Annotated in this window: 11 protein-coding genes; all 11 read right to left on the minus strand. The window is 57.7% G+C overall.

Annotated elements, in window-relative coordinates:
- Positions 1 to 2 precede the first annotated feature (2 nt).
- Positions 3 to 1,520, minus strand: coding sequence for a succinylglutamate-semialdehyde dehydrogenase (gene astD, locus AQ1_RS07440; RefSeq protein ID WP_042085913.1), 1,518 nt, complete (start codon positions 1,518 to 1,520; stop codon positions 3 to 5).
- Positions 1,521 to 1,574: 54 nt separating this feature from the next.
- Positions 1,575 to 2,648 carry an arginine N-succinyltransferase gene (locus tag AQ1_RS07445; protein ID WP_042085915.1) on the minus strand — a complete coding sequence of 358 codons (1,074 nt, stop codon included), beginning with the start codon at positions 2,646 to 2,648 and terminating at the stop codon, positions 1,575 to 1,577.
- A gap of 2 nt (positions 2,649 to 2,650) precedes the next feature.
- Positions 2,651 to 3,949 carry a hydrolase gene (locus AQ1_RS07450; RefSeq protein ID WP_313979929.1) on the minus strand — a complete coding sequence of 433 codons (1,299 nt, stop codon included), beginning with the start codon at positions 3,947 to 3,949 and terminating at the stop codon, positions 2,651 to 2,653.
- Positions 3,950 to 4,126: 177 nt separating this feature from the next.
- Complete coding sequence (mobA, locus tag AQ1_RS07455; protein ID WP_052371090.1) at positions 4,127 to 4,783, minus strand: molybdenum cofactor guanylyltransferase; 657 nt, start codon at positions 4,781 to 4,783, stop codon at positions 4,127 to 4,129.
- A gap of 27 nt (positions 4,784 to 4,810) precedes the next feature.
- Entirely contained in the window at positions 4,811 to 5,353 is a 543-nt protein-coding gene (locus tag AQ1_RS07460) for a DUF2478 domain-containing protein (protein ID WP_042085916.1), read from the minus strand.
- Between the two features lie 21 nt (positions 5,354 to 5,374).
- A complete protein-coding gene (locus tag AQ1_RS07465; protein ID WP_042085918.1) occupies positions 5,375 to 6,658 on the minus strand; it encodes a molybdopterin molybdotransferase MoeA in 1,284 nt (427 codons plus the stop codon).
- Positions 6,659 to 6,745: 87 nt separating this feature from the next.
- Positions 6,746 to 7,540, minus strand: coding sequence for a peptidylprolyl isomerase (locus AQ1_RS07470; protein ID WP_042085920.1), 795 nt, complete (start codon positions 7,538 to 7,540; stop codon positions 6,746 to 6,748).
- Between the two features lie 5 nt (positions 7,541 to 7,545).
- The gene (gene narI / locus AQ1_RS07475; protein ID WP_042085922.1) at positions 7,546 to 8,331 is read right to left on the minus strand and encodes a respiratory nitrate reductase subunit gamma; all 786 of its coding nucleotides are present in this window, start codon (positions 8,329 to 8,331) and stop codon (positions 7,546 to 7,548) included.
- A gap of 10 nt (positions 8,332 to 8,341) precedes the next feature.
- Positions 8,342 to 9,052 (minus strand): nitrate reductase molybdenum cofactor assembly chaperone, encoded by a 711-nt coding sequence (gene narJ, locus AQ1_RS07480; RefSeq protein ID WP_042085924.1) that lies wholly within the window; start codon positions 9,050 to 9,052, stop codon positions 8,342 to 8,344.
- Positions 9,053 to 9,054: 2 nt separating this feature from the next.
- Entirely contained in the window at positions 9,055 to 10,581 is a 1,527-nt protein-coding gene (narH, locus tag AQ1_RS07485; protein WP_042085926.1) for a nitrate reductase subunit beta, read from the minus strand.
- Positions 10,578 to 14,324 (minus strand): nitrate reductase subunit alpha, encoded by a 3,747-nt coding sequence (locus AQ1_RS07490; protein WP_042085928.1) that lies wholly within the window; start codon positions 14,322 to 14,324, stop codon positions 10,578 to 10,580. The genes narH and AQ1_RS07490 overlap by 4 nt, the downstream gene beginning before the upstream one ends.
- Between the last annotated feature and the right edge of the window lie 26 nt (positions 14,325 to 14,350).

The following is a 14,350-nucleotide window of genomic DNA, read 5'->3' on the forward strand; positions in this document are numbered from 1 at the left end:
GATCAGGCCTTTTCCTGCTTGATACCCTTTGGGGGGGCGGATGCACTGAGCCGATCCTCGTCCTGTTCAAGGCTGGCAACGGGATAAGCACAATAATCCGCCGCATAATAAGCGCTGGGGCGATGATTGCCGCTGTCGCCGATGCCCCCGAAAGGCGCCGCCGAGGAAGCGCCGGTGAGCGGCTTGTTCCAATTCACGATGCCTGCCCGGGCGCGAGCGTGAAAGCGATCATAAAGGCTGCGATCATCCGATAACAGCCCGGCGGCCAGCCCAAAGCGGGTTTCATTGGCGCGGTCGATGGCAGCATCGAAATCAGCCACCCGGATGATCTGCAAAACCGGACCGAAGATTTCATCGTCATCGGGCGCGGTGATGGGGGTGCTATCAATCAGGCCCGGGGCGAGAAAGGCATCGCCGCGTTCCAGCCGCACCGGTGGGCGGATCGCCCGCCCCCCCGCTGCCAGAAGCCTGGCGCTTTGATCCAGCACCCGATCCGCCGCCGAAGCATTGATCACCGGCCCCATAAAGGGTTCGGGGGTTTCATCCCATGCGCCGATGATGATCCTGTCCATCAGCGCCACCAGCGCATCGATCACCTGATCCCCTTCTGAACCGAACGGTAAAATCAGGCGACGGGCGCAGGTGCAGCGCTGGCCCGAGGTGATGAAAGCCGATTGAATGATCACCGAGGCCGCCGCCTCCAGATCCGCCACATGGCTCACGATCAGAGGATTATTGCCGCCCATTTCCAGTGCCATGATCTTGCCCGGCTGGCCCGCCACCTGCCGATGCAGGGCCTTGCCCGTGGGCACACTGCCGGTAAACAAAATACCGTCCACATCCTCATGCGCCGAGAGCGCCATGCCGGTTTCCCGCGCCCCTTGCACCAGATTGAGCACGCCTTCGGGCAGGCCCGCTTCCTGCCAGATCGCAAGCATCAATCCGGCCACCGCCGGGGTTTGTTCGCTGGGTTTGAAAACCACGCTATTGCCCGCAATCAGCGCCGGTACGATATGGCCATTGGGCAGATGGCCGGGGAAATTATAGGGGCCAAACACCGCCAGCACCCCATGGGGCCGATGCACCAGCTTTTGCCGCACGCCATCATGGGTGCTGCTGCGCGCGCCGGTGCGTTCATGATAGGCGCGGATCGAAATGGCGATTTTAGCGGCCATCGCCCCGGCTTCGCCCAGGGCATCCCATAAAGGCTTGCCGGTTTCGGAGGCGATCATCCGTGCCAGCCCTTCCTTGCGCTCCGCCAAAAGCGCGCCGAAACGCTCGATCACCACCAGCCGTTCGTCCAAGGATTGCGCCGACCAGTGGCGAAAACCAGCACGCGCCGATTTGACCGCCCGGTCCACATCATCGGCATTTGCCTGCTGGCCCTGCCAGATCACCGTGCCATAGGCGGGATCATGGCTTTTCAATAAAGGCCCATTGCCCGGCACCCATGCGCCATCGATATAATTACAGCCCTGTGTACTGCCCAGTGTACTGCCTTGTGTACTGCCTTGTGTCATGCCTTCTCGTCTTTCCTTATCCTATCCGTCTTGCCAAGCATTCCGATCCATGGCTCATTTTTTGCCGCTTCTGGCCTTATTGAGGGGGGCGATCATCAAGGGATCGCCGATCTTCACCCCCAAAACCCGCGCGGCTTCGGGCGGCAGGATGATCCCCTCATGATCCGCCTGCGCCTGTTCCTGCGTTTGCACCACCGGCACCGCCAGCATCCGCACATCGGGCCATTGAAGGGACGCCACCAGCATCATGGGCGGTTTTTGTGGTTCGCCATCCTGCTGACTGCTGATCCCGGCCAGATGCACCCGCCGGGCCTTGCGCAAGGTGCGAATATCGCGCACCGGCACTTCATAGCAGGGGCCGCCATCGAAAATATCCACCGCCCCCGCCGCCCGGAAGCCTTCTTCGGTCAAAAGCCGCACGGCCCCCCGGGCATCATCATGGGGCTTGCCGATCACATCCTGGGCTTCCTGGGGCAAAAGATTGGTATAAATCGGGAATTTCGGCATCAGATCGGCGATGAACTGGCTGTTGCCCATGCCATTGATGCGATCCGCATCATGAAAATCCATGCCAAAAAAATGCCGCCCAATCGCCTCCCAGAAAGGCGAGCGCCCGGACGCATCGGTCCAGCCGCGGATTTCCGCCATGATCTTTTGGGAAAAGCGCTCGGGGAAAGCCCCGATCATCAGATAGCGCGCCTTTGACAATAAAGCCCCGGTGGCCCCTTTTCGATAATCGGGATGAAGGAACAAGGTGCCCAATTCGGTGGTACCCGCATAATCATTCACAAGCTGCAAAAGCTTCGTATCCACCTTCATATCGGGATTATGGCTCAGTTGCGTCAGATGCAGGATGCGGTAGCTGTAAAAGGGCTTGCTATGGCCCACAGAGGCAAAAATCCCCGAGGTTCCAACAACCTTGCCGCGCTCCACATCTTCCAGAACAAACAGATAATAATCATCGCCATCAGGCCCCGAAGCGCTGGCAAAGCTTTTCACGGATTGCTCGATCTTGCTCGCCAGAATCTCCCTGTCGGGCGGCAGGGTGGTAAGCCCGCCGCCGGTCGATAGCGCCAGTTCATAAAGATCATCACCATCCAAAGGCCGGGCCGGGCGCAAAAGCAGCATGATCAGGCCCCCTCCCCAATCAGCAGATCATCAAAAGCCCCATGGGCGAAGCCAAAGATGATGAGAGCCGATAAGCGGGCGCGTTCGGCGAAGCTTTCCACCAGCACATATTCATCGGCGCTGTGAATATCACCGCCGCGCACCCCCAAAGTATCCACATTGGGCAAGTTTGCGGCCGCCAGATTATTGCCCTCGCAACAGCCGCCGGTGGCGCGATAGGAAATCCCGATATCCATAGCCTCGCCACAGGCGCTGACAATATCAAACAGCGCCTGATTGCGCGGGCCGATGGGCTTGGGCGGACGGTTGAAATCGCCATGAAGGCTGACCTGAAACCCTTCCCGGGCACCGATATCCTTGCTGATCGCCATGAGCCCTTCGCGCACCCATTGGGCATCCGCATCACTTTCCACCCGAACATTAAAGCGCAAAACAGCGCTATCAGGCACGATATTGGGGGCCGCGCCGCCCGCAATCACCGCCGGATTGATGGTCACCCCCGATCTTTGGCCATTCAAGGCATCAAGCTGGGTGATCAATTCGGCCATCATCACCACGGCATTGCGACCAAGGGCAAATTCGCGCCCGGCATGGGCCGCCCGCCCCCGAACGACAAAGCTGAAATTGCCCGATCCCTTGCGCGCCCCGGCCAGGGTGCCATCGGCCAAAGCCGGTTCATAGGTCAGGCCAATCCGGGCGAAAGCCGCCCGTTCCGCCAGATAGGCCGCCGATCCCAAAGAGCCGATTTCCTCATCGGCGCTGATCAGCACATCCCAGCCGAAATCACTGAAGTCAAAATCTTCCCACGCCCCGGATCGTTCCACCGCCAAAAGGGCGTGCAGCATCACGATCAATCCGCCCTTCATATCCGCAACACCGGGGCCGTTCAGGGTTTGATCATCCAGCCAGCGCGGGGTTTGAAAGGGGTGATCGGCGGCAAAAACCGTATCGATATGACCGGTGAGCAAAATCCTGCGCGGGGCCTGTGGGCGAATGCTGAACAACCGGCATGGCCCCAGTTCCAATGATTGATCCTCGCCTTTCAGGCTGATCATGCGAACCGGCGACAAGGGCAAAAGGGTGCAATCGGCCCCGGTTTTGGCAAAGGCGTCCTCAAGCGTTTCGCCCATGCGCCGAAGGCCATCGAGATTGCCGCTGCCGCTATTGATTTTTGACCAGGCAATCACCTGATCAACCATCGCCGCCTGCTGGCCATCCAGCCATGAAAAGGCATCGGCATGGCGCTTTTTGATCTCAAAAAGCCGGTCGGAAAGCACAGCATTCATCGTCTGTGGGGTCACAAAACACTCCATATCCCAAGCCATCGGCCCGTTCATGATCGCGCAAAGCCCATTCATAGGGAAAAAGGCAAAAGCAGAACAATCACAAAGGCGTTCTTTCCAGATGCGACCCCGAAGATAAGGACCTATCCGCGCGGCCCACGAATGAGCCGACCGGGGCGCGCCCCCGCGGGCTGATCATAGCGCATCACCGGCACGCCGGAAACGCCGGAAAGAATTATCGCCAAAGTGCCCTTCGCCCCTTGAAGCAAGCCTTTCGGCCTTCTGCAGATCATCATGCGTATTGATATTGAAAAACGGATCATAAGACGTAATCGGCCAATCCACTTTGGCCATGGTACATTCCCGTGCAAAGCCCTGCATCGACCGACGACCGCTATTCCAATAATCTGGCAAGATATCAAGCACTTCGGTTCGCCATACACCAGCCAGCGGGTGCAACCTGCCACCAGAACAAGCCAGCGCAACGCCATGACCTTCCAATGCATGATGAAGGCGCGGCAGCAGATCATCGGGGAGAAAAGGCATGTCGCACCCGATCATCATCACTGTCGGCATATCCCTTGCTTTGGCAAAAGTCAGCGCGCTTTCCAAAGCGCTGAGCGGCCCCCCATGATCAGCGGCATCATAAAGTGCGATCATGCCATCTGGCAGATCGATCAGGCTTGTGGGGCGCAAGGCAATCGCCATCTGATCGCTGTGTTGTGCGGCATAAGCGACCGCATGATCCAATAAACTGCGGCCCGCCAATGCTCGATCAGGCTTACCGCCGCCAATGCGCGCGCCATCACCACCGGCCGCGATCACGATGGGAATTGCCCCTCGCTCAGCCAATCCTCGCCCCTTCTTTGATCATGTGCATCATAGGGGTTCGACTTTAGCCGCCGTTACGCGATCCACCCACGCCCTCACGGCGGCAGGATCGGGGGGGAGTTCTATGGCCGTCCCCGCAGCAAAAGTCTCGAACGCATCGCGATTGATCGGCCTCAGGCCAAGAAGAACCGGAATATCCAGTGCCAAGCTCTGAGCGATGACATCGCGAAATCCTCGCCCCTGGGCTTCATGCTTGCCAAATTTATTGATGATCATCAGGTCTGCGCCCTTATTCAGATCAGCCGCAACCAGCCCCACCGCTGTTTCCAGCGCCCCAAGATCAAGGCGACATCCCCGCGCCGATGGGCCCAGATTTTGGCTGATACGCAAAACCGGGCCATCAGGCAGCACCCGCACATCCATATCACAGGGGCCAACACCGCCATATGTATCCTTGACCCCGAGCCTTGACCTATTGATCTGAACGGTTCCGCAACAGCGCAAACCGCGCGCCATGAGATCAGCGGCCAATTTTGAGAGGATCCTATCCAGATCACCGCGCGTTGGTGCCATCATAAAGGCAAGTTGCATCTTTATGCTCCCCAGATTCTCTTAGATCGGTTGGAATAAAACGAGAGACCCGGCAGGCAAGGTCTCGATATCCGCAGGCAGGATGATCAAGCCATCTGCCGACACCAGATTTTTAACCCCAGCCGATGGCGTAAAATCATCAAACTGCACATAGTCACGACCCCAAGGATCAAAACCGGCAAGCATGGCAGGCCGAAATTCGCATCGCCCCGGCTTGCGACGGATAGCCGATTTCGTGACAACATGGCGGCGAGCCGGGACAGCTACAGTCTCACCCGCCAATCGCCGGATCAAAGCCAGACCAAAAATTTGCCATGTTACGAAAGCCGAGAATGGATTGCCCGGCAGCCCAAGCCAAAAAGACCGCCCCATGCGACCAAAAGAGACCGGCTTACCCGGCTTGATGGCAACGCCACTGAAAAGCATCTCGCCCCCCAAGCCAATAAAAGCGGGTTTGACATGATCCTCTTCGCCAACTGAAATCCCGCCCGTTGTGATGACCAGATCAGCCATCGCAAACATTTCATCCATTTGCTTTGCCAAAGCGATGCGATGATCAGCACCCTGCACGCTGGCCACAAGCTCGGCATCTGTCGCCGCCAAAGAAGCCAGCAGCATCGGCGTATTAACATCCCAGATCTGCGCTGCCGCCCGCACCCCACCGGCCATGCGCAATTCATCGCCACTCACCAAAAGAGCCACCCGTGGACGTTTCAACACCTCAACACAACCGGCCCCGGCTGCCGCGCAGGCTGCAATATCCCCAGATCGAAGCCTGCGCCCCTTCTCGAGAATAATTTCACCTTCCATCATATCGCTCCCTGCGTGCCTGATATTAAGGCCGCGAGCAGGGCGGCGGGTCAGCAGCATCTGATCGCCATGGCGCGTCACATCTTCTTGCATCACCACAGCATCTGCGCCTTTGGGAACAGGGGCACCGGTGAAAATACGTGCTGCCGATGCGCCGGATAAGCTTTCCGGTGCCGCCTGCCCGGCAGCAATCCGCGCCCTGATCGGCAAAGCCCAGGGGCCGTTTCCAATCAGGGTAGAGGTCGTAAGCGCATAGCCATCCATGGCCGCATGATCAAATGATGGCACCATGGATTGCGTGATCACCGGCTGCGCCAGAACGCGCCCCAAAGCCTGATCACATGGGATCGTTTCTGATAAATCGGCGGCTGGGTGATGGGCCGTCATCTGTGTGGCGATCATCGTCAGAGCCTGATCCCATGCAAGCAAATCTTTTGGCCTGCCTTGGCGGTCGCAGCCACATTTCGACGACTCTATAAGGACTTGGTTCATCATGACGTCATCTCCTCATTCTCGGCTTTTATCTGGGGCGGTGCCACCGGATGGGCGGTTGAAAGGCCACCCCCAAGCCTTTCTATCGGCTCAAATCGGATCAAGCGTGGCACCCTCGATCTGAGCTTGGGCAGCCAATTTTTCGACAAATGCCCGCGAAGCCCGCGCCCAAGCGGCTTTTTCCAGGGCCTCGGCAATCCTGAAACGAACAGCGTCATAGGGCAGCACCTGCCCCGGTGCGATGGCATTCAGGCGAATGATATGCCAGCCATGGCGCGACAGCACAGGTTCCAAGCTGATGCACCCTTCGGCAAGGCTGCGTAAAGCCGCCTCGAATTCCGGAACAGTGTCGCCGGGACCAAGCTGCCCGAGATGACCACCGGATCTTTTCGATGAGCAATCGCTTTCCCGGGCGGCAAACGCGAAGCTTTTAGCATCATCATCCAGTCGGGCCAGCAGGGCACAAGCCTTTGCCTTGGCCGCCAGCCGATCAGCATCATCGCGCGGATCGCAACCGCACAGGATATGCGATACATCCCACAAAGGTGCGGATCGAAAGCGCTCGGGGTCCTGCGCCCATGCGGCGCGCACGGCTTCTTCGGTCACGGGTTCGATCATCAAAGCCTCGTCCAGAAGCGCGCGGATCAAAGCTTCGTCTTCGGTCTCCACCCGTCCGGGGGCTATTTCCAGCGGATCAGGCTTTAGCCCGCGCGACTTCACCTCTTGCAATAAAAGCGCGCGAATGGCCAGCGCCTGCGCCGCCTTGCGCCAGGCAATGCCGGGCTTGCCCTTTGGGGCACTGTGATTTTGGGCTTCAGCGGCGACGATTGCCGAAGCGATGGTTTCACCATTCACGATGACATCGGGAAAAAGAGCGGTGCTCATGATGTTCACTCCGCTGCTGTGGGGGCCGAGGGATCGCGCTTTCCCTGCCGCTTATCAAAAGCACGGCGGCGCGCCTCTAATGGGCGACGACGGCGCGAGCGCACGATCTGGTAACCCGGCCGCGTCAGCAGATAGCGGAAAGGAGCCGCAAAGCCTGACCAGATATGCACAAGCCGTGTAAACGGAAACAGCATCGTGATGATCAGGCCCAGGAAGATATGCAATTTGTACAGCCAATGCACATCCACCACCGTGACCCAGGCATTGATGTTCCATGTCACCACGCTTTGCGACCAATTCATGAAGCGGACCATTTCCACCCCATCCATGTGCTGCAGGGTTTGCGTGATCGTTAAAAGGCCGATGGCAAGCTGCAACCAGATCAGCACCATGATCAAAATATCCGGCAGTGTTGAAGTGACACGGATGCGCGGATCCACAAGGCGACGATGCAAAAGCATCGTGGAGCCGATCAGTGCCGCAATGCCGGCGGGCCCACCGATCAAAACGGCCATCCATTGCTTCAAAACATAAGGAATACCAAGAGCATCCAAAACCCAGACCGGGGTGAACAACCCGACCAGATGGCCAAAAAACACCGTCAGAATACCGACATGAAACAGGATCGACCCCCAGATCAGCTGCTTGCGACGCAAAAGCTGACTGGACGCGCTTTTCCAGGTGAAAGGATCGCGTTCATAGCGGGCAATGGAGCCAACAAGGAACACCGTGAGCGCCACATAAGGCATGATGCCGAACAGGATGAAGTTGAAATCAAAATCGCCAAACATTTTCAGTCTCCTATTTGGCAGCCTGCGCTGCACGCGCGGCATCGGGTGATTGCGGGTCCAATCGGGTGAGCATCTCGCGCACTTGCGGGCAACCGGCTTGGGGATCAGGCCCGAAGGTAACCTCGGTCTCTTCCCAAACGGCGTCCAAGGCTTCCAGATCAGTGGGATCATCATCGGGTTGGGCCAGCATATCCGCAACAACACCTGCATCCGCCTTGATCCCGGCCAGCTTTGAAAGAGCGGCAAGCACAGCGGCATATTCGCTCTCGCGCCGCGCAAGCCGGGCTCTGATCGCATCAAGGATATGCGCCGCATCCGCCAGAATTTCCCGCGCATCCTCTGGTGTTCGTGTTGAAAGGAATTCCAAAAGCACCGGCAGATGATCGGGCAGTTCCGATGTAACAGGGTGAAAGCCGCCCGCCCGATAGGTTTCAAGCAGGCTGACCATCGCGCCGCCGCGTTCACGGCTTTCCCCATGAACATGTTCAAACAGATTGAGCGACAAAGTGCGCGAGCGATCAAAAAGCATGACATAGCGCTCTTGCAGGTCATAAAGATCGCCCTGCCCCAGGCTCTTGGTCAATTTTTGCAATGCGGCGCGCAGAGCGGGATCAAGGCGCGGATCGGCGCTGAAAACCGCTTCGATCTCGGGCATCGCCTCTTGCAAATCGGCGGTCGGATAGCTGAGCAGCAGCGAAAGCGCCTTTAATGTGCGATCCATCATCAAAAGGACTCCTGCGGAAGGGCCAGAGGCTTCTTCTTGCCGCCGAACAGGCTCGTCTTGCCTGTTTCGCCAGAAGAACAGCCATTGCCATCGGTGAACCCGCAGCCGCCGCGAATGTCGGCGCCGGCTTCATTCTGCTCGCGGTGCGCCGTGGGGATCGCGAAACGATCCTCATAATCGGCGATGGCCATGATCTTATACATATCCTCGATCATCCGGCCCGACAGGCCGACGCGGGCCGCAATGCCCTCATCGCGCACACCATCAACCGTCAGCGCCCGCATATAAAGCCGCATCGCCGACATGCGTTCCAAGGCGTGCACAATCGGGGTCTCGTCGCCCGCCGTCAGCATATTGGCGAGGTATTTGACCGGGATGCGCAGGGAGCGCACATCCGGCATCTGATCGCTCATCGCGATCTGGCCCGCCTCGGCTGCATTCTGGATCGGCGAGAGCGGCGGGATGTACCACACCATCGGCAGCGTGCGGTATTCGGGATGCAGGGGAAAGGCGACCTTCCAATCCATCGCCATCTTCCAGATCGGGCTGATCTTTGCCGCCTCGATCCAATCTTCGGGCACACCATCGCGGCGGGCAGCAGCGATCACCTCAGGATCATTGGGATCAAGAAACACATCCAGTTGCGCGCCATAAAGATCGGTTTCGCGCTCGGTGCTCGCCGCCGCCTCGATCTTGTCGGCATCATAAAGGATCACGCCCAGATAGCGGATGCGACCGACGCAGGTTTCCGAACAGACCGTCGGCTGGCCGCTTTCGATGCGTGGATAGCAAAAGGTGCATTTCTCGGATTTGCCGGTATCCCAATTATAGTAAACCTTCTTATAGGGACAGCCCGAGATGCACATCCGCCAGCCCCGGCATTTTTCCTGATCGATAAGGACAATGCCATCTTCTTCGCGCTTGTAGATCGCACCCGAGGGGCACGAAGCCGTGCAGGTGGGGTTGAGGCAATGCTCGCACAAACGCGGCAGATACATCATGAAGGTATTTTCATATTCTCCATAAATCTCTTTTTGCACCGCCTCGAAATTATAGTCCTTCGAGCGTTTCGAGAATTCGCCGCCCAGAATTTCTTCCCAGTTCGGGCCCTTCTCGATTTTTTCCATCCGCTCGCCAGTGATCTTCGATCTGGGGCGCGCGGTGGGAAAATGATCCATTTCGGGCGCGGATTTCAGATGATCATAATCGAAATCAAAAGGCTCATAATAATCATCGATCTCAGGCATGGAGGGATTGGCGAAGATATTTGCCAAAATCCGCCATTTGGCCCCCTGTTTGGGATGCAGCTTACCGCTGGCCCCCCGTGTCCAGCCGCCATTCCAGCGCTTCTGGTTTTCCCAATCGGTGGGATAGCCGGTGCCGGGCTTGGTTTCGACATTGTTGAACCACGCATATTCAACGCCTTCACGCGTGGTCCACACATTCTTGCAGGTGACCGAGCACGTATGACACCCGATGCACTTATCAAGGTTTAAAACCTTGCCGATCTGCGCACGAACTCTCATTGTGCTGCCTCCACTTTTCCTGTTGCGGGCTGATCCAGCCAATCGACCTTGTGCATTTTCCGCACGATCACATATTCATCGCGGTTGCTGCCCACGGTGCCATAATAGTTGAAGCCATAGGAAAGCTGCGCATAGCCGCCGATCATATGCGTGGGTTTCAAGGTGGTGCGCGTAACGGAATTATGGATGCCGCCCCGATGGCCGGTCTTTTCCGATCCGGGCGTATTCACGATCTTTTCCTGCGCATGATACATGAACAGCGTGCCCGGCTTGATCCGCTGGCTCACCACGACCCGAGCGGTCAGCGCCCCATTGATATTATAGGCTTCGACCCAATCATTATCGACCAACCCAGCCTTTGCGGCATCTGTTTCAGACATCCAGACCACCGGCCCGCCCCGGTTCAGGGTCAGCATCAACAGATTATCGGTATAGGTTGAGTGGATGCCCCATTTCTGGTGGGGCGTGATGAAATTCAACACCACATGCGGGCTGCCCTCGGCCGCATCATTATTCACGGCTGCGGTGATGGTTTTCAGGTCCACCGGCGGGCGATAGCTCACAAAACCCTCGCCAAAAGCCCGCATCCACAGATGATCCTGATAAAGCTGTTGCCGGCCCGTAAGGGTGCGCCATGGGATCAGTTCATGGACATTGGTATAGCCTGCATTATAGCAGACCTCTTCGCTCTCAATCCCCGACCATGTGGGCGAGGAGATGATCTTGCGCGGTTGGGCCGCGATATCGCGAAAGCGGATTTTGGTATGATGGGCACCTTCCGCCAGATGAGCGTGCTGTCGCCCCGTCGGCTTTTCCAGTTCCTCCCAAGCCTTGACCGCAACATGGCCGTTAGTTTCAGGGGCCAGCATCAGGATCATCTCGCAAGCATCAATGGCTGTTTCAAGCTTGGCCTGACCCTTGGATACCCCCTCATCCAGCACCACGCCATTCAGATCACGCAGTTGCTGAACTTCTGTCCTGGTATCCCAGTTGATGCCCTTGCCGCCATTGCCAAGGGTTTCCAGCAGCGGCCCTATGGATGTGAACTTCTTGTATAGATTTGGATAATCCCGCTCTACCGCCACATAATTTGGTGCGGTTTTGCCAAGGATCAGCTCGCATTCCCCCTTTTTCCAATCCTTCACATGGGCCTGGGCCAATTCGCCCGGCGTATCATGCAGCAGGGGAAGCTGGACGATATCGGTTTCCACCCCCAGCACCTCGGGGGCGACTTCCGAGAATTTTTTGGCAATGGCCTTGAATATCTCCCAGTCGGACTTGCTTTCATAGGCCGGGTCCACCGCTGCCTGAAGCGGGTGGATGAACGGATGCATGTCCGAGGTGTTCATGTCGTCCTTTTCATACCAACTGGCTGTCGGCAGCACGATGTCGGAATAGACCGCTGTCGTGCTCATCCGAAAATCGATACAAACCAGAAGATCGAGCTTTCCTTTTGGCGCCTCGTCATGCCAAACGGCCTCTTTGGGCTTGACGCCGCCTTCCTCGCCCAGATCCTTGCCCATCACACCATGATCGGTGCCCAGAAGGTGCTTGAGGAAATACTCGTGCCCCTTGCCGGATGACCCCAGCAGATTCGAGCGCCAGATGAACAGATTACGCGGCCAGTTTTCCGGCGCATCCGGGTCTTCGCAGGACATCTCGAGACCGCCGGATTTCAGCTGTTCGGCAACATAATCCCTGATCTGCCTGCCAGCCTTTTTCGCCGCCTTCGATACCTCCAGCGGATTGGTTTTGAGCTGCGGTGCAGAAGGCAACCATCCCATCCGTTCAGCACGAATATTATAATCGATCAGGCTGATATCCCAATCGCCCTCGGGCGCGGTGGGTGATAAAATCTCACCCGCGCGCAAGGTTTCATAGCGCCATTGATCCGTATGGGCATACCAGGCGCTCGTCGAATTCATGTGCCGGGGCGGTCGATTCCAATCCAGCGCAAAGGCCAATGGCTGCCAGCCGGTTTGCGGGCGCAGTTTTTCCTGCCCCACATAATGCGACCAGCCGCCGCCTTCCTGACCGATACAACCGCACATCACCAGCATGTTGATGATGCCGCGATAGTTCATATCCATATGATACCAATGGTTCAGGCCAGCCCCTAAAATGACCATGGATTTGCCATGGGTCTTTTCTGCGTTCGAGGCGAATTCCCGGGCGACGGCGATGATTTTTTCGCGCTCAACGCCGGTGATTTTTTCGGCCCAGGCGGGGGTGTAGGGGCTGTCGTCGTTGAAATCCTGCGATACCCAATCGCCGCCAAGGCCCCGATCCAAACCATAATTTGCGCAAAACAGATCGAACACAGTGGCAACCAGTGCCTCCTGCCCATCGGCCAGCGTAACGCGGCGGGCCGGGATATTGCGCGTCAGAATGTCGGGGTGATCGCATTTCACGAAATCGCCCGTTGCCGCCCCGCCAAAATAGGGGAAATCAACCCCCACGATCTCGTCATGATCTCCATCAAGGATGTGGCTCAGGCGAAGCTGTGCCGCGCCCCCCTTGGCGCGTTGTTCAAGGTTCCACTTGCCCTCTTCACCCCAGCGGAAGCCGATGGACCCATTCGGCACAACGATCCGGCCCGAGGTCTCATCATAGGCCACCGTCTTCCAATCGGGATTATTGGTCTCGCCCAGATGATCCGCAAAATCATCGGCCCGCAGCATCCGGCCCGGCACCAGATGCCCATCCTTTTCATCAAGCCGCACCAACATCGGCATGTCGGTATATTTGCGGGCATAATCCTCGAAATACTCGGCCTGCCGATCCAGATGATATTCGCGCAGGATCACATGGCCCATGGCCATCGCCAGTGCGGCATCGGTCCCCGCCTGCGGGTTCAGCCAGATATCGCCGAACTTGGCGGCTTCGGAATAATCGGGGCTGACAACCGCGGATTTGGTGCCGCGATAGCGCACCTCGGTATAGAAATGCGCATCGGGCGTCCGCGTCTGCGGGACATTCGAGCCCCACAGCATCAGGAAGCCCGCATTGTACCAATCTGCACTTTCGGGCACATCGGTCTGTTCCCCCCAGGTTTGGGGCGAAGCGGGCGGAAGATCGCAATACCAATCATAAAACGACATGCAGGTGCCGCCCAAAAGGCTGAGATAGCGCGTGCCTGCCGCATAGCTGACCATCGACATGGCCGGTATCGGTGAAAAACCGAATACACGATCAGGGCCATAAGTTTTGGCTGTATAGGCATTGGCCGCGGCGACGATCTCGGTCGCCTCGTCCCAGGTCGCCCGCACAAAACCGCCCTTGCCACGGGTTTTGGTGTAAGAGGCGCGCAGGATCGGATCATTTTGGATCGCCGCCCATGCCGCCACCGGGGTCATGGTTTCCCGCATTTTACGCCAGGCGCGCATCAAACGGCCCCGGATCAGGGGATTTTTCACCCGATTAGCGCTGTAAAGATACCAGCTATAGCTGGCCCCGCGCGCGCAACCGCGTGGTTCATGATTGGGCAGGCCCGCGCGGGTGCGTGGATAATCGGTCTGCTGGGTTTCCCAGGTGACGATCCCGGATTTCACATAGATTTTCCACGAACACGAACCGGTGCAGTTCACCCCATGGGTGGAGCGAACGATCTTGTCATGCCGCCAGCGGTTTCTGTAGCTATCTTCCCAATCACGATTTTCTCGCGTGGTTTGGCCCCAACCGTCCGAGAATTGTTCCAGTTCCTTTTTCTGGAAAAAATTCAATTTATCGAGCAGATGGCTCATCGTGCTGTCCTTTCAATTAGCAGATT

It is taken from the genome of Iodidimonas nitroreducens (assembly GCA_000710935.1).
In the GTDB taxonomy this organism is placed as follows: domain Bacteria; phylum Pseudomonadota; class Alphaproteobacteria; order Sphingomonadales; family Rhodothalassiaceae; genus Iodidimonas; species Iodidimonas nitroreducens.